The 23,619-nt window shown below is 71.1% G+C and carries 22 protein-coding genes; 10 read left to right on the top strand and 12 right to left on the bottom strand.

Going from position 1 to position 23,619, the window contains the following annotated elements; genetic code table 11:
- Positions 1-21 precede the first annotated feature (21 nt).
- The 8 genes from QFZ26_RS13970 to aceB form a co-directional block, all read right to left on the bottom strand.
- A complete protein-coding gene (locus QFZ26_RS13970) occupies positions 22-1,314 on the bottom strand; it encodes an FAD-binding protein (protein ID WP_307043115.1) in 1,293 nt (430 codons plus the stop codon).
- Between the two features lie 94 nt (positions 1,315-1,408).
- Complete coding sequence (gene pucL, locus QFZ26_RS13965) at positions 1,409-2,323, bottom strand: factor-independent urate hydroxylase (protein WP_307043113.1); 915 nt, start codon at positions 2,321-2,323, stop codon at positions 1,409-1,411.
- 3 nt (positions 2,324-2,326) lie between these two features.
- Complete coding sequence (uraH, locus tag QFZ26_RS13960) at positions 2,327-2,677, bottom strand: hydroxyisourate hydrolase (RefSeq protein WP_307043110.1); 351 nt, start codon at positions 2,675-2,677, stop codon at positions 2,327-2,329.
- The gene (uraD, locus tag QFZ26_RS13955; RefSeq protein ID WP_307045085.1) at positions 2,674-3,171 is read right to left on the bottom strand and encodes a 2-oxo-4-hydroxy-4-carboxy-5-ureidoimidazoline decarboxylase; all 498 of its coding nucleotides are present in this window, start codon (positions 3,169-3,171) and stop codon (positions 2,674-2,676) included. The genes uraH and uraD overlap by 4 nt, the downstream gene beginning before the upstream one ends.
- Complete coding sequence (allB, locus tag QFZ26_RS13950; protein WP_307043108.1) at positions 3,161-4,585, bottom strand: allantoinase AllB; 1,425 nt, start codon at positions 4,583-4,585, stop codon at positions 3,161-3,163. Before allB ends, uraD begins: the two co-directional genes overlap by 11 nt.
- 4 nt (positions 4,586-4,589) lie before the next feature.
- Positions 4,590-5,435, bottom strand: coding sequence for a bifunctional allantoicase/(S)-ureidoglycine aminohydrolase (locus QFZ26_RS13945; protein ID WP_307043106.1), 846 nt, complete (start codon positions 5,433-5,435; stop codon positions 4,590-4,592).
- Complete coding sequence (locus tag QFZ26_RS13940) at positions 5,432-6,706, bottom strand: DUF6986 family protein (RefSeq protein WP_307043104.1); 1,275 nt, start codon at positions 6,704-6,706, stop codon at positions 5,432-5,434. The genes QFZ26_RS13945 and QFZ26_RS13940 overlap by 4 nt, the downstream gene beginning before the upstream one ends.
- Positions 6,707-6,708: 2 nt before the next feature.
- Positions 6,709-8,307, bottom strand: a complete 1,599-nt coding sequence (gene aceB, locus QFZ26_RS13935) for a malate synthase A (RefSeq protein WP_307043102.1) — start codon at positions 8,305-8,307, stop codon at positions 6,709-6,711.
- Positions 8,308-8,434: 127 nt separating this feature from the next.
- Here aceB and QFZ26_RS13930 point away from each other — a divergent pair, with 127 nt between their 5' ends.
- The 8 genes from QFZ26_RS13930 (at position 8,435) to moaA (ending at position 17,561) form a co-directional block, all read left to right on the top strand.
- Positions 8,435-9,913 (top strand): xanthine dehydrogenase small subunit, encoded by a 1,479-nt coding sequence (locus QFZ26_RS13930; protein ID WP_307043100.1) that lies wholly within the window; start codon positions 8,435-8,437, stop codon positions 9,911-9,913.
- Positions 9,910-12,342 (top strand): xanthine dehydrogenase molybdopterin binding subunit, encoded by a 2,433-nt coding sequence (gene xdhB / locus QFZ26_RS13925; protein ID WP_307043098.1) that lies wholly within the window; start codon positions 9,910-9,912, stop codon positions 12,340-12,342. The genes QFZ26_RS13930 and xdhB overlap by 4 nt, the downstream gene beginning before the upstream one ends.
- Positions 12,343-12,355: 13 nt before the next feature.
- Entirely contained in the window at positions 12,356-13,171 is an 816-nt protein-coding gene (xdhC, locus tag QFZ26_RS13920) for a xanthine dehydrogenase accessory protein XdhC (protein WP_307043096.1), read from the top strand.
- A 61-nt stretch (positions 13,172-13,232) separates the two neighbouring features.
- Positions 13,233-13,640: a TOBE domain-containing protein gene (locus tag QFZ26_RS13915; protein WP_307043094.1), complete on the top strand. Its 408-nt coding sequence runs from the start codon at positions 13,233-13,235 to the stop codon at positions 13,638-13,640.
- Positions 13,637-14,419 carry a molybdate ABC transporter substrate-binding protein gene (gene modA / locus QFZ26_RS13910; RefSeq protein WP_307043092.1) on the top strand — a complete coding sequence of 261 codons (783 nt, stop codon included), beginning with the start codon at positions 13,637-13,639 and terminating at the stop codon, positions 14,417-14,419. The genes QFZ26_RS13915 and modA overlap by 4 nt, the downstream gene beginning before the upstream one ends.
- Positions 14,420-14,421: 2 nt before the next feature.
- Positions 14,422-15,261, top strand: coding sequence for an ABC transporter permease (locus QFZ26_RS13905; RefSeq protein ID WP_307043090.1), 840 nt, complete (start codon positions 14,422-14,424; stop codon positions 15,259-15,261).
- Complete coding sequence (locus tag QFZ26_RS13900) at positions 15,258-16,406, top strand: sulfate/molybdate ABC transporter ATP-binding protein (RefSeq protein ID WP_307043089.1); 1,149 nt, start codon at positions 15,258-15,260, stop codon at positions 16,404-16,406. The genes QFZ26_RS13905 and QFZ26_RS13900 overlap by 4 nt, the downstream gene beginning before the upstream one ends.
- A 39-nt stretch (positions 16,407-16,445) precedes the next feature.
- On the top strand, positions 16,446-17,561 hold the full coding sequence (gene moaA / locus QFZ26_RS13895) for a GTP 3',8-cyclase MoaA (RefSeq protein ID WP_307043087.1): 1,116 nt from the start codon (positions 16,446-16,448) through the stop codon (positions 17,559-17,561).
- Positions 17,562-17,585: 24 nt separating this feature from the next.
- Here the strand turns inward: moaA and QFZ26_RS13890 are convergent, their stop codons facing one another.
- Positions 17,586-17,999: a molybdenum cofactor biosynthesis protein MoaE gene (locus QFZ26_RS13890; protein ID WP_307043085.1), complete on the bottom strand. Its 414-nt coding sequence runs from the start codon at positions 17,997-17,999 to the stop codon at positions 17,586-17,588.
- A 47-nt stretch (positions 18,000-18,046) separates the two neighbouring features.
- A complete protein-coding gene (locus QFZ26_RS13885) occupies positions 18,047-19,255 on the bottom strand; it encodes a ThiF family adenylyltransferase (protein WP_307043083.1) in 1,209 nt (402 codons plus the stop codon).
- A gap of 256 nt (positions 19,256-19,511) precedes the next feature.
- Between QFZ26_RS13885 and QFZ26_RS13880 the strand changes: the two genes are divergently transcribed.
- Together QFZ26_RS13880 and QFZ26_RS13875 are read left to right on the top strand one after the other, a co-directional pair.
- Positions 19,512-19,781, top strand: a complete 270-nt coding sequence (locus QFZ26_RS13880; RefSeq protein WP_307043081.1) for a hypothetical protein — start codon at positions 19,512-19,514, stop codon at positions 19,779-19,781.
- 140 nt (positions 19,782-19,921) lie between these two features.
- Positions 19,922-20,149, top strand: coding sequence for an RNA-binding S4 domain-containing protein (locus QFZ26_RS13875; RefSeq protein WP_307043079.1), 228 nt, complete (start codon positions 19,922-19,924; stop codon positions 20,147-20,149).
- Between the two features lie 162 nt (positions 20,150-20,311).
- On the opposite strand, the gene QFZ26_RS13870 is transcribed toward QFZ26_RS13875, so the two are convergent.
- The gene (locus QFZ26_RS13870) at positions 20,312-21,751 is read right to left on the bottom strand and encodes a sensor domain-containing diguanylate cyclase (protein ID WP_307043077.1); all 1,440 of its coding nucleotides are present in this window, start codon (positions 21,749-21,751) and stop codon (positions 20,312-20,314) included.
- A gap of 510 nt (positions 21,752-22,261) precedes the next feature.
- Positions 22,262-23,512 (bottom strand): MFS transporter, encoded by a 1,251-nt coding sequence (locus tag QFZ26_RS13865; RefSeq protein ID WP_307043075.1) that lies wholly within the window; start codon positions 23,510-23,512, stop codon positions 22,262-22,264.
- Positions 23,513-23,619 lie beyond the last annotated feature (107 nt).

Raw genomic sequence — 23,619 nt, 5'->3', positions numbered from 1 at the left:
GTCGGATGCCGCGAGGCGGCGTCAGGCGCCGAAGAGCACGCGCTCCGTGAAGGCGTTGCGGAAGCGGCCCTTCGGGTCGTAGCCGGCGGCGAGCGCCGTGAAGGCGTCGAAGCGGGGATAGCGAGGGGCGAGCGCCGCGGCATCCGCTACGAAGAGCTTGCCCCAGTGCGGCCGGGCCTCGAGGCGGGCGAGGGCCGCCTCGAGTCGCGGCAGCAGCGCGAGCACCTCGGCCTGCTTCGGTCGCCACGTGAAGTGCAGGGCGACGACGTCGCGCTCGAATGCGGAGCTCAGCCACAGCGAGTCGGCGGCGACCGTGCGCACCTCGCTCACGAACAGCAGCGGCGCGACCTCGGCCGCGAGGCCGCGCACCGCCTCGATCGCGGCGACCGCGTTCGCGCGGGGAACGAGGTATTCGGATTGCAGCTCTTCGCCGTTCGACGGCGTGAAGCCCATCTTGAAGTGCGGCAGCCGTTCGAGCCACGGACCTGCGACGCCGCCCTGCTCGGTGCAGTGCTCGGCGGAGACATCGGGAAGCGGATGGCGCGGGCCCGATGCCGGGCGGGCGCCGGCGACGTCGGCGGGCGCCGCTGCGTCGCGATCGGGCCGCCGCTTGAGCCAGAGCTGGTCGACGACGTCGACGTCGCGCCAGGTCGTGAAGAGGCTCACGGAGTACCCGAGCCCGAGCACCATGTCGAGGTCGGCGAGCACCGCGTCGAGGGCGAGGCGTTCGTAGACGGTCTGCTCGACGTCGAAGCTCGGTTCGAGGTCGAGCGTCACGCGCGTGACGACGCCGAACGCGCCGAGCCCCACGACGACCGCGTCGAAGTCGGCATCGCCGCGGCTGAGCGTCACGAGCTCGCCCGACGCCGTCACCAGCTCGATCGAGGCGACGGATGCCGCGAGCGAGCCGTTGCGGACCCCCGATCCGTGCGTGCCCGTGCTGACGGCGCCCGCCACCGAGATGTGCGGCAGCGACGCGAGGTTGCCCACCGCCCAGCCCTCGCGTTGGAGCTGCACTGCGACGTCGCCATAGCGGAGCCCGCCGCTCACGCGCACGAGGCGCCGTTCGGCGTCGAGCTCGATCTCGGCGGGCAGCGCCGCGGTGGAGACGAGCAGTCCCTCGGTGTCGGCGATGCCGTTGAACGAGTGGCGGGTTCCGAGGGGGCGCACGCGTTCGCCGGTGCGCTCGGCGTCGGCGAGCACGAGTCGCAACTCGGCGAGGCTGCGCGGGGCGACGACTCCGCGCGCGCCGTAGCTGAGGTTGCCGGCCCAGTTGACGCCGCTCGAATCGATGGACAGTGGGGCAATCGTCATGCGCTCAAGCCTCTCACCGCGCGCACCCGCCGGCGCCCATGTTCGTCGCTCGACGCACGCCGGCGCCCGCGGTCGCCGCCGCCGCGGCATCCGCTCAGCAGAAGCCGGCGATGCCCTCCCAGGCGGCCGCCGGGCTCTCGGCGCCCTCGCGCGTGACCGTCGCCTCGATGAGTCCGTAGGGCCGGTCGGCCGCGAAGAAGACCTCATTCGGGTTGTCGAGCCCGAACGGGGCGAGGTCGACGACGAAGTGGTGCTTGTTCGGCATCGAGAAGCGGATCTCCGCGATCTCGGGATGCACCTCGAGCACGCGCCGGCCCATGTCGAACAGGGTGGCCTGCAGCGCCGCCGAGTACCGCGCGGCGAACGCCTCGAGCAGGAGCGCGCGCACGCTCGCGTACACCGCGTCGTAGTCGACGTCGGCCGCGCCGGCATGGGCGCCGTCGTAGCGCCACCGTGCCGCGACATCCGTTGCCAGCACCCGGTCGGCGGTCTCGGGCAGCGTCGTGTAGCGGTCCTTCGGATAGCCCTCGAATCCCGACTGCGTGGTCTTCAGCACCGTGAGCTCCTTGAGGCCGGCGATCACGTGGCGCTCGGCGCCGTCGGCGACGACCACCGCGGTGCGCACCTCCTGCCCGCCGCGCACGAACGCGTGATCGTGCTCGGCGCCGTCGACGACGATGCGCTGCCAGGCGAACGACTCCGCCTCCCAGCGGCCCCCGGTCACCCAGTCGAACGAGCTCGTGAAGTGCTCGGCGAGCCGGAGGAGGAACGCCTCGGGCGAGCCGACGCCGTCGCGCGCGAACGCGAAGATCGTGTTCTTCTGCGTGTCGGTCGGCACCACGTGGGAGTTGTCGCCGGCGAGGTGCGCCGCCGCGAAATCGCCTCGCAACTGCGAGGTGACGTTGAGGTCCTCGATCTCGTGGCGGTCGGTGTCGCGGGTGACCTTGACGACCCGCACCTCGGCCTTGCCGTACTGGTTCGTCCCGAGGACGATGGCGGGCTCGACCATGGCTCAGCTCCCTCGATAGGTGGAATAGGCGAACGGGCTCAGGAGCAGCGGCACATGCACGTGACGTCCGTCGTCGGTGACGATGAAGGTGATCACGGCCTCGGGGTAGAACGTCTCGGCGCGTTGCGCCCGGAAGTACGCGCCCGTATCGAAGCGGATGCGGTACTCCCCCGCCGGCAGGTCGTCGCCGCCGAGTCGCATGATGCGGCCGTCGGCGTCGGTGACGCCCTCGGCCAGCACTCGCCATTCGGTGCCGTCACCACCCTCGCGGCCGGAGAGCTGCACCGGCACGCCCTCGGCTGGATGGCCGGTGGCGGCATCGAGCACGTGCGTGGTGATCCTGGAGCTGTTCATGCGGCGAGCATTCCCTTCAGGCGGAGGACGGCGATCTCGCGGAGCTGCTCCGCGACGACCTGTTGTTCCTCGGCCGGCGTGTTGCCGAGCCGGGTGGTGAGCGCGTCGAGGATGTCCGCTGCCGACCGCCCCGCCGCCCGGATGAGGAAGACCCGCCCGAACCGCTGCTCGTAGGCGTGGTTGCCGTCGGCGAGCGCGACGGCGGTCGCGGCATCACGTGGGTCGACCCCGGCCTGCTCGGCCCGCGACATCGTGGCCTCGGCGTGCTCGCCGCCGGCGCGTTCGCCGATGCGCGGGTGGCGCGCGAGCGCCGCCTCGATCTCGTCGGCCGTGAAGGGCGCGGCGGCCGCCTCCGCTCGCGCCACGACGTCGTCGACCGAGTCGTAGGGGCGCCCGTCGGCGAGTTCCTCGCACCAGCGCGTGATGTCGAGGCAGGGGCGCAGCGACGCGATCGCCGCCTCGCGTCCCGCCTCGTTGAACTCGTCAAGCCTCATCGCTTCGTCCATCCTCCGATTGTGCCCGGAGCAGCAGCCGCCCGCGCGGGCGCGAACGATCGGTCGCGACGCCGGCGAGGTGGGCGCCGCGCACGACGCCGGTGAGTTCGCGACCGTCGTACGGCGTGACCGGATGCCGGTGCTCGAGCGCCGCGGCATCCACCGTGAACGTCGCCTCGGGGGCGAAGACCGCGAAGTCGGCCGCCATGCCCTCGGCGATGCGGCCCTTGGTCGTGAGCCCGACGCGGCGGGCGGGGGCATCCGACATCCACTCGACCACCCGTTCGAGCCGGATGCCGCGGCGACGCGCCTCGGTCCACACGAGTGGCAGCCCGAGCTGCAGCGACGCGATGCCGCCCCACGCCTCGGCGAAGTCGCCGTCGCCGGCGAACTTCAGGGCGGCCGGCGCCGGTGAGTGGTCGGACACCACGAAGTCGATGATGCCCGCCTCGAGCCCCTGCCAGAGCGCGTCGCGGTTGCCGGGCTCGCGGATCGGCGGGCAGCACTTGAACTCGGTGGCGCCCGTGGCCACGTCGTCGGCGGTGAGCACGAGGTAGTGCGGGCAGGTCTCGACGGTGACCCGCACCCCGTGCTGCTTCGCGGTCGCGATGCGATCGAGCGCGTCGGCCGAGCTCAGGTGCAGGATGTGCGCCCGCGCACCGGTGCGCTGCGCCCGCTCGATCACGGCAGAGACGGCGGCGCCCTCGGCCTCGCGCGGGCGGGATGCGAGGAAGTCGGCGTACTCGCGGCTGTGCGGATGCGGCGCCGCGTCGATGAGCGCGGCGTCCTCGGCGTGCACGATGAGCAGCGAGTCGCCGGCGCCCGCGAGCACCGACATCGCGGCCTCGAGCTCGTCGGCGGTGACCGCCGGGAACTCGTCGACGCCCGAGTGCACGAGGAAGCACTTGAACCCGAACACGCCCGCGGCGACGAGCGGTTCGAGGTCGGCTTCGTTCCCCGGCACGACCCCGCCCCAGAAACCGACGTCGACGAAGACCCGGCCGGCTGCCGCCGCTCGCTTGACCTCGAGCGCCGCGACCGAGGTCGTCGGCGGGATGCTGTTGAGCGGCATGTCGACGATCGTCGTGACCCCGCCCGCGGCGGCGGCCCGCGTCGCCGACGCGAAGCCCTCCCACTCGGTGCGACCCGGTTCGTTCACGTGCACGTGCGTGTCGACGAGGCCGGGGATCAGCACCTCGTCGGGCGCGAGCTCGAGGGTGCGAGCGGTACCGGCCGCGGCACCGCCGGCGAGGCCCGCACCGAGCGGGGCGACCGCCCCGATGACGCCGTCGCGCACGCCGATCTCGGCGGGCGTGAACTCGCCGTCGACGAGCACCCGCTCGCCGCGCACCACGAGGTCGAACGACCCGGATGCCGCCGAGCCGGCGCCCGCTCGAGGCATCCGCTCGCTCATCGGCTCATCCCCAGCGACTCGCCGTGCGCCCGGCGGCAGGCCCCGTGAGCCGCACCTGCCGGTTCACGTCCTTGTAGAGCAGGTAGCGGAACGGCCCGGGCCCGCCCGCGTAGCAGGCCTGCGGGCAGAACGCGCGCAGCCACATGAAGTCGCCCGCCTCGACCTCGACCCAGTCGCCATTCAGCCGGTAGACCCCCTTGCCCTCGAGCACGAACAGGCCGTGCTCCATGACGTGCGTCTCGGCGAACGGAATAACCCCGCCCGGCTGGAACGTCACGATGTTCACGTGCATGTCGTGCGCGAGGTCGTCGGGATCGACGAATCGCGTGGTCGCCCAGGCGCCGTTCGTGTCGGGCATCTCCTGCGGCGCGACCTCCGCGTCGCTCGTGACGAACGACGTCGCCTCGTAGCCCTCGAGCGGCTCGTACGCCTTGCGGATCCACTGGAAGCTCGTGAACTCCGAGCCCTCGTTCGCGATCGCCCAGCTCGCGCCCGCCGCGAGGTAGGCGTAGCCGCCCGCGCCGAGCACGTGCTGGTCGCCCTCGAGCTCGAGCGTGAGCTCGCCGGCCGTCACGAACACGACGCCCTCGACGCCCTCTTCACGCTCAGGCCAGTCGGCGCCGCCGCCCGGGCCGATCTCGACGATGAGCTGCGAGAAGGTGGTGGCGAAGCCTGCGATCGGCCGTGCGAGGACCCACGCGCGGGTGTTCGTGAAGCCCGGCAGCTTGCTCGTGACGATGTCGCGCAGCACGCCCTTCGGGATCACCGTGTACGCCTCGGTCACGATCGCCCGGTCGGTGAGCAGCTCGGTCTGCGCGGGCAGGCCGCCCTGCGGGGTGAAGTAGCTCATGGCGCCTCCTGGCGGTGTTTCGGGTGGGCGAGCGCGGCGAGCTCGGGCTCGTCGATGCCGGTGTCGGCGGTGACCTCGGCGGCCTCGATGGCGCCGCACTGCACGCCCCGCAGCACGAATGCGGCGAGCGCACGCACCGTGGCGGGCTCGTCGAGCACCGTACCCGCGGCGCGCTCGGCGGCGTCGTCACGCCAGGTGCGAAGGCGAGCGGATGCCGCGCCGTACCCCTCGCGGTAGAACGCGTAGGTCGCGATGAACCGGGTCGGCAGCTGATGCGGGTGCAGGTCCCAGCCCTGGAAGAAGCCGCGCTCGAGCGACCGCCGCACGAGGCGCGCGTGCAACCGCCACGCCTCCTCGGTGCGATCGCCGACCGGCAGGATGTTCGTCGACCCGTCGGAGAGGCGGATGCCGGTGCCCGCGACCGCGAGCTGCATGATGCCCTTCGCGAGATCGGCGGCCGGATGCTCCATCGACTGGTAGCCCGCGGCGATCTGCAGCGACGCGCTGTAGTCGTAGGTGCCGTAGTGCAGGCCGCTGATGCGCCCTGGCGCCGCGAGCGGGAGCCGGGCGACCGGAGACCGGCCGTCGGCGCCGAGCACGAGCTGCGGCGTCTCGACCTGCACCTCGAACCGGAGGCGCCCGTCGGGCAGGCCGAGCATTCGCTCGAGGGCGGCCATGATCTCGCCCATCGCCTCGACCTGCTCCACCGTCGACACCTTCGGCAGGGTGAGCGCGAGGCCGTCGGGCAGGCCGCCATGGGCGACGAGAGCGGTCACGAAGAGGTCGAGCGTGCGGATGCCCCGTGCCCGCGTCGCGGCCTCGAACGACTTGAAGCGGATGCCGATGAACGGCGGGGCGAACTGTGCGCCCTCCGCAGCGGCGACGCGCTTGGCCGCGCGGACCGCTTCGGCGTCTTCGATGTCATCGCCGCGGTCGCCGTAGCCGTCCTCGAAGTCGATGCGCAGGTCTTCGATCGGTTCCCGCTCGAGCTTCTCGCGCACGAGCGGTGCGATTGCGGCGGCGAGCTCGGGGTCGACGCCGACCGAGACCGCGACGGCTTCGACGCCCCCGGCGGCGTCGACCGCGGCGAGCGCGGCCCGCCCCCACACGGTCGGTAGCTCGGGCACGTACCGGTCGGCGGGCACGTACACGGTGTGCACGGGCTGGCGCGAGCCGTCATCGCCCGGGTACGCGCTCGCGAGCAACGCGTCGGTCGCGGCGAGGCGGCCTTCGACCGAGGCGAGCACGGCGGCGTGCAGGGCGGTGCGCATGCTCAGTCCAGCACCTCGTATGCGGGAAGCGTGAGGAAGTCCACGTAGTCGTCGGAGAGGCAGATGTCGGCGATGAGTCGGGCGGCCGGCTCGGAGTACGCCGCGAACCGGTCGGGCGGCACGTCTTCGCGCAGGCGCTCGACCTCCTCGTCGAGCACCCGGCGCACGAGCTCGGGGGTCATCGCCTCGTCGGTGTCGGCGAGCATCACCCCGGTGTGCAGCTGCTGCCACACCTGCGAACGCGAGATCTCGGCGGTCGCGGCATCCTCCATGAGGTTGTGGAGCGCCACCGCGCCGTTGCCCGACAGCCACACCGCCGTGTAGGCCACCGCGACCGAGAGGTTGGTGCGCAAGCCCGCCTCGGTCACCTCGCCGCCGGCGGAGGCGACGTCGAGCAGTTCGGCGGCGGTGACCTCGACCTCTGGGCGCTGGCGCTGGAGCTGGTTGGGCCGGTCGCCGAGCACGGCGTCGAACACCTCGCGGCACACCGGCACGAGGTCGGGGTGCGCGACCCACGAGCCGTCGAAGCCGTCGTTCGCCTCGCGGGTCTTGTCGGCGCGCACCTTCTCGAATGCCGCCGACGTGACCTCGGGGTCGTTGCGGTTCGGCACGAACGCGGCCATGCCGCCCATCGCGAAGGCGCCGCGACGGTGGCAGGTCTTCACGAGCAGTTCGGTGTAGGCGCGCATGAACGGCGCGGTCATCGACACCGCGGCGCGGTCGGGCAGCACGTAGGCGGGTCCGGCGTCGCGGAAGACCTTGATGAGGCTGAACAGGTAGTCCCAGCGCCCGGCGTTCAGTCCGGAGGCGTGCTCGCGCAGCTCGTAGAGGATCTCATGCATCTCGAAGGCGGCCGGGATCGTCTCGATGAGCACGGTCGCGCGCACGCTGCCCCGCGGGATTCCGAGGTGCTCCTGGGCGAACAGGAACACGTCGTTCCACAGCCGCGCCTCGAGGTGGCTCTCGAGCTTCGGCAGGTAGTAGTACGGCCCGTCGCCGTTGTCGATGAGCGGCTTCGCGGTGTGGAAGAAGTGCAACCCGAAGTCGACGAGCGCACCCGAGGCCCGCTCGCCGTCGATGAGCACGTGCTTTTCGCTGAGGTGCCAGCCGCGTGGCCGGGTCACGACCGTGGGGCGACGGATGTCGCCGCGAAGCGCGTACGCCTTGCCCTCGGGCGAGGTGAACGCGAGCGTGCCGCGCGCCGCGTCGCGCAGGTTCAGCACGCTCGTGACGACGTTGTGCCACGTCGGACTCGAGGCGTCTTCGAGGTCGGCGAGCCACACGCGTGCGCCGGAGTTCAGGGCGTTGATCGCCATCTTCGCGGGCGCGGCCGGGCCGGTGATCTCGACCCGACGGTCGGTCAGGGCTTCAGGGGCGGATGCCACTCGCCACTCGCCCTCGCGGACCTCACGGGTCTCGGGCAGGAAGTCGAGCGGCTCGCCCTCGGCGATGCGGTCACGGCGCTCCCCGCGTTCAGCCAGGAGCTCGCGTCGGCGCGGCTCGAAGCGTCGATGCAGCTGCTCGACGAACGCGAGCGCGTCGGGGGTGAGAATCTCGTCGCCGCCCGCGACGTCGGTGGCGCTGCTGATCTCGATGGTCATGCGGCTGCCCGTCCCTTCGTTGGGAGTTGGTCTTCGCCTGCTGCTCATCTTCGCGCAGATGCGTTCGCGGCGTAACCGGAATGTCGGGAACGTCGCGGCGTAGACTCCCCAGACGAGGAGTTCGACCATGGATCACATCGCGGTGACGGTCAACGGGCAGCGCCGCCCGTTGCAGGATGTCGCTGCTCACACGACGGCGCTCGACTGGCTGCGCGAGCGCGGGCTCACCGGCAGCAAGGAAGGCTGCGCCGAGGGTGAGTGCGGCGCGTGCGCGATGCTCGTCGCGACATCCGATGATGCCGGCGGCACGGTCTGGACGGCCGTCAACGCCTGCCTCGTTCCCGTCGCCGCGCTCGACGGGCAGGAGGTCGTGACCGCCGAGGGACTGGGCTCGCCCGACGCCCTGCACCCCGTGCAGGAGCGTCTCGCCGAGGCCGGCGGCTCGCAGTGCGGCTACTGCACCCCCGGCTTCGCGTGCAGCATGGCGGCCGAGTTCTACCGGCCGGGCCGTGCTGCCCGGAACGGCGCCGAGTCAGGCGAGTCAGGCGACTCGGGTGAGTCGGGTGAGTCGGTGGGTCCGAACGGCTTCCACCTGCACGCGCTGAGCGGCAACCTCTGCCGGTGCACGGGCTACCGGCCGATCCGGGATGCCGCGTACGCCCTCGGCGACCCCGAACCCGGCGATCCGCTCGCCGAGCGGCGCCACCGCCCGGCACCCGAACCGCGTGCGACGCGATTCGAGGGCGGCGGCGAGCGGTTCCTGCGCCCCGCTTCCCTCGACGAGGCACTCGACGTGCTGCGCGACGAGCCCGATGCCGCGGTCATCGCCGGCTGCACCGACTGGGGCGTCGAGGTGAACCTCCGCGGCCGGCGCGCGCCGCTCACCATGGCGATCGAGCACCTGCACGAGCTCCGCACGGTCACGTTCGGCGACGCCGCGGTCGAGATCGGCGCGGCGCTGTCGCTCTCCGAGATCGAGCGGCACCTCGACGGGCGGGTGCCACTGCTCGCCGAACTCTTCCCGCAGTTCGCCTCCCCGCTCATCCGCAACCGCGCGACCATCGGCGGCAATCTCGGCACCGCCTCGCCCATCGGCGACACGGCCCCTGCCCTGCTCGCGCTCGAAGCCCGGGTCGTGCTCGTGAGTGCCGGCGGCGACCGCGAGGTCGACCTCGCCGACTTCTTCACCGGCTACCGCCAGACGCTGTGCCGGCCCGACGAGCTGATCCGCGCCGTGCGCATCCCGTTGCCGCTCGCGCAGCTCGCCGCCTTCCACAAGATCGCGAAGCGCCGCTTCGACGACATCTCGAGCGTCGCCGTGGGCTTCGCCCTCGACCTCGACGACGGCGTCGTGGCATCCGCACGCATCGGGCTCGGCGGAGTCGCCGCCACCCCCTTGCGAGCCCGGGCGACCGAGGCGCTGCTCGCCGGGCGCCCGTGGAACCTCGAGACCGTCCGCGACGCTGCATCCGTGCTCGCCTCAGAGGGCACGCCGATGTCCGACCACCGTGCGAGCGCCGAGTACCGCTCGGTGATGCTCGGCAGCGCGTTGCTGAAGTTGTTCCGCGCCAGCGCAGCTGCCACTGCCGAGGAGGTGCCGGCATGAGCGAGCTCGCCGCCCGCCCGGCGTACCCCGTCGTCGGCACGCCGGTGCCGCACGAGAGTGCGCCCCTCCACGTGACCGGCAACGCCGTCTACACCGACGACCTCGCGGCGCGCGGCAACGACGTGCTCACCGCCTGGCCCGTGCAGTCGGAGCACGCGCACGCGATGGTGAGTCTCGATGTCGATGAGGCACTCGCCGTTCCCGGCGTCGTGCGCGTGCTCACCGCCGCCGACGTGCCCGGTCACAACGATGCCGGCGTGAAAGACGACGAGCCGCTCTTCCCGAGCGAGGCGATGTTCCACGGGCACGCGCTCGCGTGGGTGCTCGCCGGGACGGCCGAGGCCGCGCGGCTCGGAGCCGCTGCCGTGCGCGTGGCGTACGAGCCGCTGTCCTCGATCATCACGGTGCCCGAGGCGATCGAGGCGGGGTCGTTCCAGGGCATCCCGCGCATCGTCCGCCGCGGCGACCCCGAGGCCGTGCTCGCCACCGCGCCGCACGTGTTCGAGGGTGTCGCCGAGATCGGCGGCCAGGAGCACTTCTACCTCGAGACGCACGCGTCACTCGCACATGTCGACTCCGAGGGCCAGGTGTTCGTCGAGTGCAGCACGCAGCACCCCTCCGAGACGCAGGCGATCGTCGCGCATGTGCTCGGCGTGCCCAGCAATCGGGTGACGGTGCAGTGCCTCCGCATGGGCGGCGGCTTCGGCGGCAAGGAGATGCAGCCGCACGGCTTCGCGGCCATCGCCGCGCTCGGTGCCGTGCTGACCGGACGGACCGTGCGCCTGCGCCTGAACCGCACGCAAGATCTCACGATGACCGGCAAGCGGCATCCGTTCCACATCGTCTGGAAGGCGGGCTTCGACGACGACGGACGCATCCTCGCCCTCGCGACGACCCTGACCTCCGACGGCGGCTGGAGCCTCGACCTGTCCGAACCTGTGATGGGCCGGGCGCTCTGCCACGTCGACAACGCGTACTGGATCCCGAACTTCGTGGCACAGGGCCGCATCGCGAAGACGAACAAGACCTCGCAGACCGCGTTCCGCGGCTTCGGCGGCCCGCAGGGCATGTTCGTGATCGAGAACCTCCTCGGCCTGGTCGCGCCGAAGCTCGGTCTCGACGCCGCGACGCTCCGGCAGCGCAACCTCTACGCGCCCGGCCAGACCACGCCCTATGGCCAGCCGGTGCGCCACGCCGAGCGGCTGCACGACATCTGGAACCAGGTGCACGACCAGAGCGACTTCGACGAGCGGCGCGCGGCGATCGCCGCGTTCAACGCCGAGCACCCCGACACGAAGCGGGCCCTCGCCATCACGCCCGTGAAGTTCGGCATCTCCTTCACGCTCACCGCGTACAACCAGGCCGGCGCGCTCGTGCACGTCTACAAAGACGGCTCGGTGCTCATCAACCACGGCGGCACCGAGATGGGCCAGGGCCTGCACACGAAGATGCTGCAGGTCGCCGCCACCGCGCTCGGCGTCGAGGTCGACTCGATACGCCTCGCGCCGACCCGCACCGACAAGGTGCCGAACACCTCGGCGACGGCCGCCTCGTCGAGCGCCGACCTCAACGGCGGCGCGGTGAAGGATGCCTGCGAGCAGATCCGCGATCGCATGGCCACGGTGGCCGGGCGCCTGCTCGGCATCGACGAGCGCGACGTGCGATTCAGCCGCGGCCGGGTCTCGGGGCTCGGGGCATCCGGACCCGCTCTCGACTTCGCCGTCGTCGCGGAAGCCGCCTACGACCAGCGCGTGCAGCTCTGGGCGGCGGGCTTCTACCGAACCGAGGGGCTGCACTGGGACACCGAGGCGATGCAGGGCACGCCGTTCAAGTACTTCTCGTACGGAGCGGCGGCCACCGAGGTCGAGATCGACGGCTACACCGGTGCGACGCGCACGCTGCGCGTCGACATCGTGCACGACGTCGGCGACACGCTCTCGCCGCTCATCGACCTCGGCCAGATCGAGGGCGGCTTTGTGCAGGGGGCCGGATGGCTCACGCTCGAAGAGCTGCGGTGGGATGCCACCGACGGCCCGGGCCGAGGTCGCCTGCTCACGCAATCGGCGAGCACCTACAAGCTCCCGAGCTTCTCGGAGATGCCCGAGGTGTTCAACGTGAGCCTCTTCGAACGCGCCACCGAAGACGGCGTCGTCTACGGGTCGAAGGCCGTGGGCGAGCCGCCGCTGATGCTCGCGTTCAGCGTGCGGGAGGCGATCCGCGAGGCCGTCGCAGCGTTCGGGCCGGCCGGCCACAGCGTCGACCTCGCGTCACCGGCCACTCCCGAAGCGGTGTTCTGGGCGATCGAGACGGCGCGCCGAGCCGGCGAGGCCGGCCGCGGCGACGGCCACGGCCACGAGTCGACTCGCGACCGCGTCGGACTCCCCGGGACGATCGACACCGAGCACCGGCTCGTGCCGTTCGACCGCTGATCGGCAGACAACCATGGACTGGCTCGAAGCCGTGCAGCAGCTACGTGCGGCACGCGCACCGTCGGTCATCGTGACCCTGGCGATGGTGCGCGGCCATGCTCCGCGCAACGGCGGCGCCAAGATGGTCGTGTCGGCCGACGGCCTCTTCGGCACGGTCGGGGGCGGCAACCTCGAGGCCACCGCGATCGACCGGGCGCGCGAACTGCTCGCGAGCGGCTCCGCCGAGCCGCAACTGCTCACCCTGACGTTGAGCGACAAGGCCACGACCGAGTACGGCGTGCAATGCTGCGGAGGAGAGGTCACGATGCTGCTCGAACCCGTGCGGGTGATTCCAACGGTCGCCGTCTTCGGCATCGGCCACGTCGGACTCGAGCTCGTGCGCATCCTCGCACGGCACGAGATCGACCTGCACCTCATCGACTCCCGGGCCGAGATGCTCGCGACCGAGCGCGTCGGCGGCGCGGTGGCGGACGCCGTCGCCACGATCAGCGTCCACCACCTGCCCGTGCCCGAGGCCGGTCTCGCGCTGCTGCCGCCCGGCGCGCATGTGCTCGTGATGACCCACGATCACGTCGAAGACCTCGCGATCTGCGAGATGGCCCTGCGCACCGAGGGACTCGCGTCGATCGGGCTCATCGGCTCGAAGTCGAAGTGGTCGCGTTTCCGCACGCAACTGCTCGACGCCGGCCACGACGAGGCGTCGCTCGCCCGCATCAGCACCCCCATCGGCATCGCGGGCATCGCCTCGAAGGATCCGGCCGCGATCGCCGTGAGCGTCGCCGCGCGAACCTTGCAGCTCATCGAGCAGGCGGCGATCGCGTCCCGCTGACTCGGCCGCCCGCGAGCCGCGCTTGGTGCGGATCCGCATGTGCGGAACTAAGCTCCCTCTTATGACGCAGTATCGGATCAGTGAGGGCGCTGCGCTCGTCGGGGTGAGCGACGACACCGTTCGCCGCTGGATCCGCGACGGGCTCCTCGGTGTCGAGCACGACGACGCAGGCCGCCAGGTCGTGCGGGGCGATGAGCTCGCGGCCCGCGCCGTGGCGATCGCCGCCACGGTCGACGACCGCAGCCCCGTGCGCCGCAGCGCCCGCAACCGTTTCGTGGGGCTCGTCACGAGCGTCGAGATCGACGGGCTCATGGCGCAGGTCGAACTGCAGTGCGGTCCGCATCGCGTGGTGTCACTGATGTCCGCCGAGGCGGCTCGCGAGCTGCGGCTCGAGGCCGGCAGTCGCGGCGTCGCCATCGTGAAGGCGACGATGGTGATCGTCGAGACCGATGAGGGTTCGCGGGCGTGACGGCGCGGGGTCGGGGCATCCGATTCGGCATGCTCGCGTCCGCGGCGGCCGCGGCTTTCGCAGCGCTCGCCGGATGCTCCGCCGAGTCTGAGGCTGCGAGCGACGAGCTCCGGATCTTCGCCGCGGCTTCCCTGCAAGGCGCCTTCGACGAGCTGGCGACCCGATTCGAGGGCCTCCACCCCGACGTCGACATCGCACCGATCAGCTACGACGGCTCCTCCACGCTCGCGGCCCAGCTGCTCGCCGGCGCGCCGGCCGACGTCTTCGCGTCGGCCGATGAGCCGAGCATGGCGCGCGTCGCCGACGACGGCCTCGTCGAGGGTGAACCCGAGGCGTTCGCGACCAACGTCATGACGATCGCGGTGGGGCCGGGCAACCCGCTCGGCATCGAAGGGCCGGCCGACCTCGCCGGCCCTGCCGCACCCGCCGTCGTGCTCTGCGCACCCGAAGTGCCGTGCGGTGCCGCCGCCCACTCGCTGCTCGAGCGCGCCGGGGTCGCGGTCACGCCCGCGAGCGAGGAGCAGAACGTCACCGCAGTGCTCACGAAGGTGCGCACGGGCGAGGCGGATGCCGGCCTCGTCTACGTCACCGACGTCGAGGCTGCCGAAGGCGAGGTCGATGCCGTCGAGATCGAGGGCGCGGATGCCGTCACGAACGTGTACCCGATCGCCGCGCTCACCGGCGCCCGCGACCCCGCTGCCGCACGCGCGTTCGTCGAGTTCGTGCGCTCCCCCGCGGGCGCCGAAGTGCTCGACGCGTTCGGGTTCGGGAGGCCGTGACCATGGTCTCCGCCGCCACGCAACCGGTTCGAGGCCGTTCGGGCGACCGGCCGCCGATCCGCTTCCCCCGCTGGCTCGCGATCCCGGCGGGCCTCGGCATCGCGGTGCTGCTGCTGCCGCTCGTCGCGCTCCTCGTGCGCCTCGACTGGGCAGACGTGCCCGCCGCGGTCACCTCCCCCGCCGCACTGCAGGCGCTCACGCTCTCACTCCTCACCGCGACGATCGCGACGACGTGCTGCATCGTGCTCGGCGTGCCGCTCGCGCTGCTCATCGCCCGCAGCTCGCGCCCGATCGCGGCGGCGCTCCGCACGCTCGCGACGCTCCCGCTCGTGCTGCCGCCGCTCGTGGGCGGCATCGCGCTGCTCGCGCTGCTCGGCCGCAACGGCCTCTTCGGTGAGGCATTCGCGGTCGCGGGCATCCGGGTGCCGTTCACGACGGCGGCCGTGGTGATCGCGCAGACCTTCGTCGCGCTGCCGTTCCTCGTGATCTCGGTCGAAGGAGCGCTTCGCAGTGTCGGCACCCGCTTCGAAGCGGTCGCCGCAGGGCTCGGCGCGGGGCGCTTCACCGTCTTCCGCCGCGTCACCCTCCCGCTCGTGGGCCCGGGCCTGCTGGCCGGCACGGTGCTGTGCTTCGCACGCGCGCTCGGCGAGTTCGGCGCCACGGCGCTGTTCGCGGGCAACGCCCCCGGCACCACTCGCACGATGCCGCTGGCGATCTACACCGCGTTCAACGGAGCGGGTGTCAGCGAAGACACGGCGATCGCCCTCTCGCTCATGCTCATCGCGGTTGCGATCGCCGTGCTGCTCGCGATGCGCAGCTGGCGCGAGGATGCGCCGCGATGACCGGGTCCGGGGCGTCAACCGGCGCCGGGGCATCCGCTGGTCTCGAGGCGGCGTTCACTGCGACCGTGGGGAGCTTCACCGTCGAGGCGGAGCTCGCCGTCGCGCCTGGCGAGATCGTCGCGGTGCTCGGACCGAACGGCGCCGGAAAGTCGACCCTGCTCGCCGCGATCGCGGGGCACCTCGCCCCGCCCACCGGCTTCGTGCGGGTCGGTGGGCGCGACCTCGCCCGTCGCCGGTCCGACGGCTCACTGTGGGAGGTGCCGCTCGAGCGACGCCGTGTGGGTCTGCTCGGCCAGCAGCCGCTGCTCTTCCCGCATCTCAGCGCGCTCGAGAACGTCGCGTTCGGTCCACGCGCGCAAGGCGGTCACGCCGCAGCATCGCGTCGCACGGCTCTGCGCCGGCTCGAGGAGGTCGGACTCGCCGACCTCGCCGAGCGCCGGCCCGCCGAGCTCTCGGGCGGCCAGCAGCAGCGCGTCGCGATCGCCCGCGCCCTCGCCGCTCGCCCCGAACTGCTGCTGCTCGACGAACCGTTCGCGTCGCTCGACGTGCAGACCGCGAGCGACATGCGGCGACTCATCGCGACGCTCCCCGGCGACGAGCGCATCCCGACGCTGCTCGTGACGCATGACCCGCTCGACGCGATCGTGCTCGCGCGCCGGGCGGCGATCCTCCACGACGGCCGGATCGTGCAGCAGGGTGCGACCGCCGAGGTGCTCGGGCATCCGGCGACGCCGTTCGTCGCCGCACTCGCCGGGGTGAACCTCGCCGCGGGCGTCGGCAGCGGCGACGACGGGGTCGCGATCACGGCCGCAACAGGCGACTCCGTCCTCGTGCTCCGCGGCGTCGGCGAGCGACTCGTCGCCGGGCGCGCGGCGACCGCGGTGTTCAGCCCCGCCTCGGTGCACGTGCGGCCGGCCGCCGAGGGCGCGGCCGCGGCATCCGCTGAGCCCTCGGTCAATCGCTGGATCGGCACGGTCGCGCTCCTCCGGCCCGCGCCCGGCGGCGTGCGCATCATGACCGCCGAGCACCCCGACCTCGCCGTCGACGTGCCGTCGGCCGCCGCGGTCTCGCTCGACCTCGCCCCGGGCGCCCGGCTCGCCTTCACCATTACGGCGACGGATGTCTCGGTGCGGGTCATCGCCTGAACCGGTGTTACCTTAGACGCCACGAACAGGGGGTCGCCCATGTCGAAGGCGGATATTCCGCTCACGGCGCCCCGCTCACCGGCGGGGGCCACGACCTCGCGCGCGCAGCGCCTGCCGTCGACCGGCCTCGTCACCGATCAGCTCGACCGGCCGATGCGCGACCTGCGCATCTCGGTCACCGATCGCTGCAACTTCCGCTGCGTGTACTGCATGCCGAAGACCGTGTTCGGGCGCGACTACGCCTTCCTCGACCGTGAAGAGCTCCTGAGCTTCGACGAGATCACCCGCATCGCGCGGGTCGCAGCGGCGCACGGCGTCGAGAAGCTCCGGCTCACAGGTGGTGAACCGCTGCTGCGTCGCGGCATCGAAGAGCTCGTCGAACGGCTCGCCGCGCTGCGCACGCCCGACGGCCGGCCGCTCGAGATCGCGCTGACCACGAACGGCGCCGCGCTCGGCGTCAAGGCTGCGGCCCTGAAAGCTGCGGGACTCACCCGGGTGACCGTGTCGCTCGACTCGCTCGACGACACCGTGTTCCAGGCGATGAACGACGTGCGCTTCCCGGTGGCCAAGGTGCTCCACGGCCTGCAGGTCGCTCATGAGGCGGGCCTCGGTCCGATCAAGCTGAACATGGTCGTCAAGCGCGGCGTCAACGACCACGAGGTGCTCCCCATGGCGAGGCACTTCAAGGACACTCCGTTCACCCTGCGCTTCATCGAGTACATGGACGTCGGCACCTCCAACGGGTGGGACCTCGCCGAGGTGGTGCCCTCCGCCGAGATCGTCGGCCGCATCGACGCCGAGCTGCCGCTCGAGCCGCTCGGCGCATCCGCCCCCGGCGAGACGGCGACCCGCTGGCGCTACCGCGACGGCGGCGGCGAGATCGGCGTCATCTCGAGCGTGTCGCAGGCGTTCTGCGGCACCTGCAACCGGGCACGCATCTCGACCGAGGGCAAGCTCTTCACCTGCCTGTTCGCCTCCGAGGGCCACGACCTCCGCGCGCTCCTGCGCGGCGGCATCGATGACGCAGGGCTCGCCGCGGCGATGGGCTCGATCTGGGGTGCCCGCGACGATCGCTACTCCGAGGTGCGGGCGACGCTCACGCCCGAGCTGCGGGCGGCGCGGCCCAAGGTCGAGATGTCGTACATCGGCGGCTGACTCGCCCGCTTCTCAGGGCGGGCCTCAGAGCCCGACCCACTCCGAGACGCCGTCGCTGAAGTGCTGCCGTTTCCAGATCGGCACCTCCTGCTTGATGAGCTCGACGAGGCGTTCGCAGGCATCGAAGGCCTCGGCCCGGTGGGCAGCGGATGCCGCGGCGAACAGCGCGACGTCGCCGATCCGCAGTTCGCCGACCCGGTGCGCGGCCGCCACGGCGAGCCCGGTCTCGTCGGCGATGCGGCGCACGCACTCGGCGAGGAATCGCTCGGCCTCGGGATGCCCCTTGTAGTCGAGCGCCCGCACCTCGCGGCCGCCGTCGTGGTCGCGCACGACCCCGCAGAACGTCACGACGGCACCGCTCGAGGCGCCCTCGACCGCGGCGCGCACGGCGGCCTCGTCGATCGGGCCGGTGGAGATGACGGCCAGCGGTTGGGTCATGCGTGCGGCGTCCTTCGCGTGCGGGTGATCGGGTGGGTGCCGTGCGCTCAGCGGCGCACGAGGTCGGCGGCGACCGCGGCGAACTCCTCGATGCCGCCCGCCAGGTACACGACGTCGGAGTGGCCGCGCTCGAGCAGCAATCGGGCTGCTCGCCGGGAGCGCAGATCACGCTCGCAATACACGACGATCGGCGCGTCGCCCAGCTCGGGCCCACCGCCGGCCGTGACTTCTCCGAGGGGGAAGAGCTCGCTGCCCCGGATGCTCCGGAGCTCCGCCTCCCGGGGTTCGCGCACGTCGACGAGCCGCAACGGCTCGCCGCTGCGGATGCGCCGTAGCAGCTCGGCGGAGGACACGCGAACGGGGGCGGATGCCGCGAGCGCCGCGTCGCCCACCGTGCCGGCCTCGCCGGGGGCCTCGAGCCCGCAGAACCCTTCGTAGTCGATGAGGGTCGTGATCTCAGGGGCATCCGCGATCGCCTCGTACGCGATCTCGCGTGAGCGACCCGAGAGGGCGTCGATCGTGACGACCCGCCCCAGCAGCAGCTCGCCGACGCCCGTGACGAGCTTCACGACCTCGGTCGCCATGAGCGAGCCGATCGTCGCGCACACGCTCGGCAGCACGCCGCCGAGTTCGCACGAGAGCACCTCGTCGGGCGCCGGCGGCACCGGGAAGAGGTCGCGGTACGTCGGGCCATGCTCGTGCCAGGAGAGCCCGGCCTGCCCGTGGAAGCGAAGGATCGCGCCCCAGACGAGCGGGACGCCCGCGAGCACCGCCGCGTCGTTCGTGAGGTAGCGCGTGGGGAAGTTGTCGCTGCCGTCGACGAGGACGTCGTAGCCCGCGAGGATGCCCCCGATGTTCGCGGCGGTGAGCCGAACCGGGTGACGCACCACACGGCAATCGGGATCGATCGCCGTGACGGTCTCGGCGAGCGAGTCGACCTTCAGCCGTCCGAGGTCGCCCACGCCGTGACTCACCTGGCGGTGCAGGTTCGACAGCTCGACGGTGTCGTCGTCGACGATGCCGATCGTGCCGACGCCCGCGCCCGCGAGGTACGGCACGAGCGCACTGCCGAGCCCGCCCGCGCCCACCACCAGCACCCGCGCCGCCGCGAGTCGACGCTGTGCGAGCTCACCGAAGCCGGGCAGCATCAGCTGCCGGCTGAAGCGCGCGATGCGCTCGGGGGCGAGCGGGGCGCCGGGCTCGACGAGCGGTGCCGGCCCGGTGCCGGTCGCGCCAACGGTCGACGGCGAATGCATGGGGCAATTGTACGCAGCGGTGAGCTCGGGCCCTCGCGCTCGGCGGAGTCGACCGAGGCTCCCGCCGCCTGTCCCGATTCCCGTCGGTTTGCGGTCGAAGCAGGCGCGTAATGACCTGTTGCCGCGCAACGACCGCCCTTCGAGCCGCCGTATCGCGTCCGATCGTGGTCACACGGGGATCATCGGGTGGTCGCCGCAGCTGAGCGAGCAGCGCGGGTCTCACAGGCTGCGGGCTGCGGGCACGAGATAATGAAGCATGTCCTCCTCTGTCGAACGCCGTTCCAATCCGGCTGCCTGGGCCGCGTTCTGGTTCGCGCTGGCCGGCCTCGTGCTCATGCCCATCCCGCTGTTCATCGGGCTGATCCTCGGCGGCGGCCTCTCGATCATCGCCGCAATCCTCGCCGTGATCGCCCTCTTCAAGGGGCTCGCGCGCAGCGGCACAGGCATCGCGCCCGTCGTGTTCGCCGCGATCTTCATCGCGCTCACGTGGGGCGGCATCTCGGTCGGCGGCGGCACCGTCTGGTAGGTAGGTCGACCCGTGGTTTCCTGCTCATCAAACCCGCCGGCGCATCCGCCGGCGCGGAGGGCGATCAGGAAGGATCGGTGTCAGTCGTCTCGCCGAGCAACCGGCTTCGGAGCCGGCACGTGGTCGACTAACATTCGGGGATGACGAACCCGGCCCCGATCGACGACGTCCCGATCGGCGGTGAGGTCATTCGCCTCGGGCAGTTTCTGAAGTTCGCTGGGCTCCTCGACTCCGGTGGAAGCGTGAAAGAGGCCATCATCGACGGCCATGTGGCCGTGAACGGCGAGGTTGATCGCCGACGCGGACGGCAGCTGCAGGTGGGCGACATCGTCAGCTTCGATGGACGCAGGGTCCGCGTCAGCGAGTGAGGGTCACCGAGGCGGTCGGAGCTGGTGAGTACGAATCGCAGAAGCGGTGGTCAGCGGTCGGGGATCCGCTCCAGCTCAGCGCGTGTTTCCGAGTGCGCGAGTTCTGCGGTGAGTTCTTGCGGAGGTAGCCGCGTCATTCGCGCGGAGACGGTTCCTCGTCTCTCACGGGGCAAGGGAAGGTGATGCATCGGCTGCCGCTTCACGCGGCTTCGGCAGGGCGGACCTGCCGGTGGGTCGAAATTCTCTGGTTGCGACACGGTCGCCGCCGGAGAGCTTCGCGTCGTACATCGCGTGATCGGCTGCTCGGATGAGCTGGTCGATGATGACGGGGCTTTCGGGGTATTCGACCGTGACGACCCCGATGCTCGCAGTGATCGAGAGCTCGGCGAGCCCGTCGTAAGGTTCGGCCACGGATGCGCGGATGCGCTCGGCGAGGCTCTCGGCGTCGATCGGATGGTCGACCGCTGCCACGATGACGAACTCGTCGCCGCCGAAGCGCCCGAGGATGTCGCGCTCGCGAATCACCCCGCGCAACCTGGTGCCCACCTCCCTCAGCAGGTCATCGCCGGCCGGATGTCCGAGCAGGTCATTCACCGCCTTGAAACCGTCGAGATCGGCGAAGATGACCGCGACCACCGGGAAGTCCGACAGCAGCGCCTGCGTGGCGTCCTCCTCGAACAGTCGCCGGCGAGGCAGGCCGGTGACTTCGTCGTGCATCGCGGCTCGCCGCAGTGATTCCTCGAGGCGCACTCGAGCGATCGCCTGGGCGGCTTGGTTCGAGAGGGCCTCGGCCAGTGGCACCGCTTCTTCGTCGAACTCCCGTGGGTGGTCGAAATAGCAGACCATCGATCCGAGCGATTCGCCCTTCGATCGAATCGGCGAAGCGATCGCAGCCTCGATGCCTGAAGCGCGATAGGCGGTACTCATTCCAGCTCCCGGGGCATGACGGTCAGCATCGTCGGGAGATCGCACGACGAGCACCTGACCGCGTGCCAGTGTGAATGCGCCGGCAGGCGCGAACCCTGCCGGCCAGTGCGGCGCCAGCGGGTTCACGCCGGCGACCTGCACGACCCCGTCCGGCTCCCGGAGATGCACGCTGACGGCCGTCGCGGCGAACGCGCGCTCGGCGACATCGACGAGCAGTTCCGCGGCCTCGGTCTCTGTTCGAACCGCGCCGAACCCCACAGCGGCGTTCAGCAGGATCTGCAGCCGTCGACGTGCGCGTTCGGTCTTGGCTTCGGCGCCATGGAAGCCGAGCGCGAAGGCGGTCCTCTCCGAGACGTCGTACACCGCGATCTGCATGCCGTTGTCGGCCCTAATGCCATCGATGGCGCCGACGACGACCGGTCGGACGATGCCCGATGTGCCGTGCAGGGTGGCGTCGGTCGGACGGAGTCCGTCAGCACGAGCGAGCGGCATGCGCAGGGTGAGGAAGGTCTCGAGCGGGCGCCCGATGAGCTCGACGGATTCGCTTCCCGTCCATTCGAGGATCGCCGTGTTGACATTCACGATCACGCCGGCGCGATCGACGTTGATCAGCCCGCACGCGGGGAGCAATGGAAGCGTGCGACGGCCGTCTCCCGGCGCCGTGGTTGGATGCATGATCGAATGATCCCCGCGCCATGCGCCGCCTGTCAACACAGCGGGACGGCCCGCGCGTCGAGTCCTCCGCGAACGCAACGCGAGTGCGAGGTGGAATTCACAGCCCGCGTCGGCCACCGCTGAACCCCGGGTGACGCGTGCGATGAGGGATCCTTACGCGGGACGGAAAGTGAACATGAAGACAAGCGGCCAGATGTAGAGCAGCGCGCCAACGATGAGTGTGCAAACGCCGGACCAGAACACCCAGCGTGCCGGCCTCAGAGGTACCGCCTCGACGTGGTTCGAGAGCGCCCAGCCGGCGGCGGTGGCGGACACCCCCAGAATCAGAATCGTGAGAGCGCAGCCGGCACGAGAATGTGATTCATTCCGTCATCCTGTCGCGATTGACTTCGCGTGGGTGAGTTGCGGTCAAGACGTTATCGAAGCGGTAGGGGCGCCCGCCCAGCTAGGCCGTCCGCTTTGGGATCCATTTCGGACGCTCGCATAGTGGTGAGGCGAAGGAAGAAGCCATCACGGAGTTGTTTCATCTAGGTCTTCGTCGTCACGTGCCGTTGGCAAAGGTGAGGCCATCGCGACGATGAATGCCGACGCGAACACGCCAACGATGATGAAGAGCGCGAGCCGCTCGCCGAGAATCGTCGCGGCGGTGCCGCCTGCCAGCGCACCGATGGCGGCCAGCGTGCGGTTCGCGGATCGCATCGTGGCATTCGTCCGACCCATCAGAGCGTCGGGTGTCACAGCCTGGCGAAGGCTCATCTCATTCGCGTTCTCCAGCCCACCTGCGAAACCGTGGAGCGCGATTGCAGAGAACACGAGAGCAACGGCAACGGCATCCACCTGTGGTGCGCTCTCGGCGGGGGCGAATGCGACCATGATCCAAGCGACGGGATAGATGGCCCGTCCAGCGGTGATCGTCGCCCCCGAACCAAAGCGTGCGCCCATACGTGGGGCGACAGTTGCACCGATCAGCGTCGCGACGCCTCCCACCGCGAACAACAGTCCGTAAACGAACGGCGCGAAACTCAGAGTGCGCAGTGCGAAGACCGCCAGCACCGTGAGCGCAGCGGCATTCGCGAGAAACCACACATGAGTGGACAAGGCGAGCGGCCCCAGAACGCGATGGCGATACGTCCATCGCAGTCCTTCGGCCACCTCGCGTCGAATCGAACGCTGCACCGTCTTCCGCTGCGCGGGCTCCTGGACGCGCATTCCAGCAATCAGCGCAGCATCGACGACGTACGTGACAGCATCCACGGCGATGGCGAGTGGCGCGCCGATCAAACCGACCAACAGGCCGCCGAGCGCCGGACCGGCAGTCTGCGCGCTCGCCTCCGCCTGATCGAGTCGTGCGTTCGCGGCGCGCAACGCACGCCGCTCAACGATCTGCGGCAGGAGCGACTGCGTCGCGGCGAATCCGAATACCGAGAAAGCACCAAACAGGAGGAGCAATACCACGAGCACCCAAAGGTGCAGAATCCCAGCGGCCCAGAGCACCGGTACAAGCGCGAGGCTTATCGCCCGCCCAAGGCTGGCCCATACGAGCACGCGCTGGCGCCGCCAGCGGTCTACATACACGCCGGCAAGAAGCCCGAGCACGGCATAGGGGAGGAACTGCGCCGCGTTGACCATTCCGACCTCGAACGCATCCGCCCCGAGGACATCGATGACGAGTACGGGCAGCGCCACAGCTGTCAACGCCGTGCCGAACGCACCTATCGCGACCGCCGAGAAATATCGGGTGAACGTGGGCTCGCCGAACATGCCCTTACCCGTACTACCCGTCACCAAGCAATACTCCCTCACCTCAGAGAGCAGACCATTTCGGCTCCGCGCCCGGATATATGAGGACGCGACGACCATCCTCGCAT

This window comes from Agromyces ramosus (assembly GCF_030817175.1).
In the GTDB taxonomy this organism is placed as follows: Bacteria; Actinomycetota; Actinomycetes; order Actinomycetales; family Microbacteriaceae; genus Agromyces; species Agromyces ramosus_A.
Note: the sequence above shows the minus strand (reverse complement) of the source record. Positions and strands in the feature narration are given on the sequence as shown.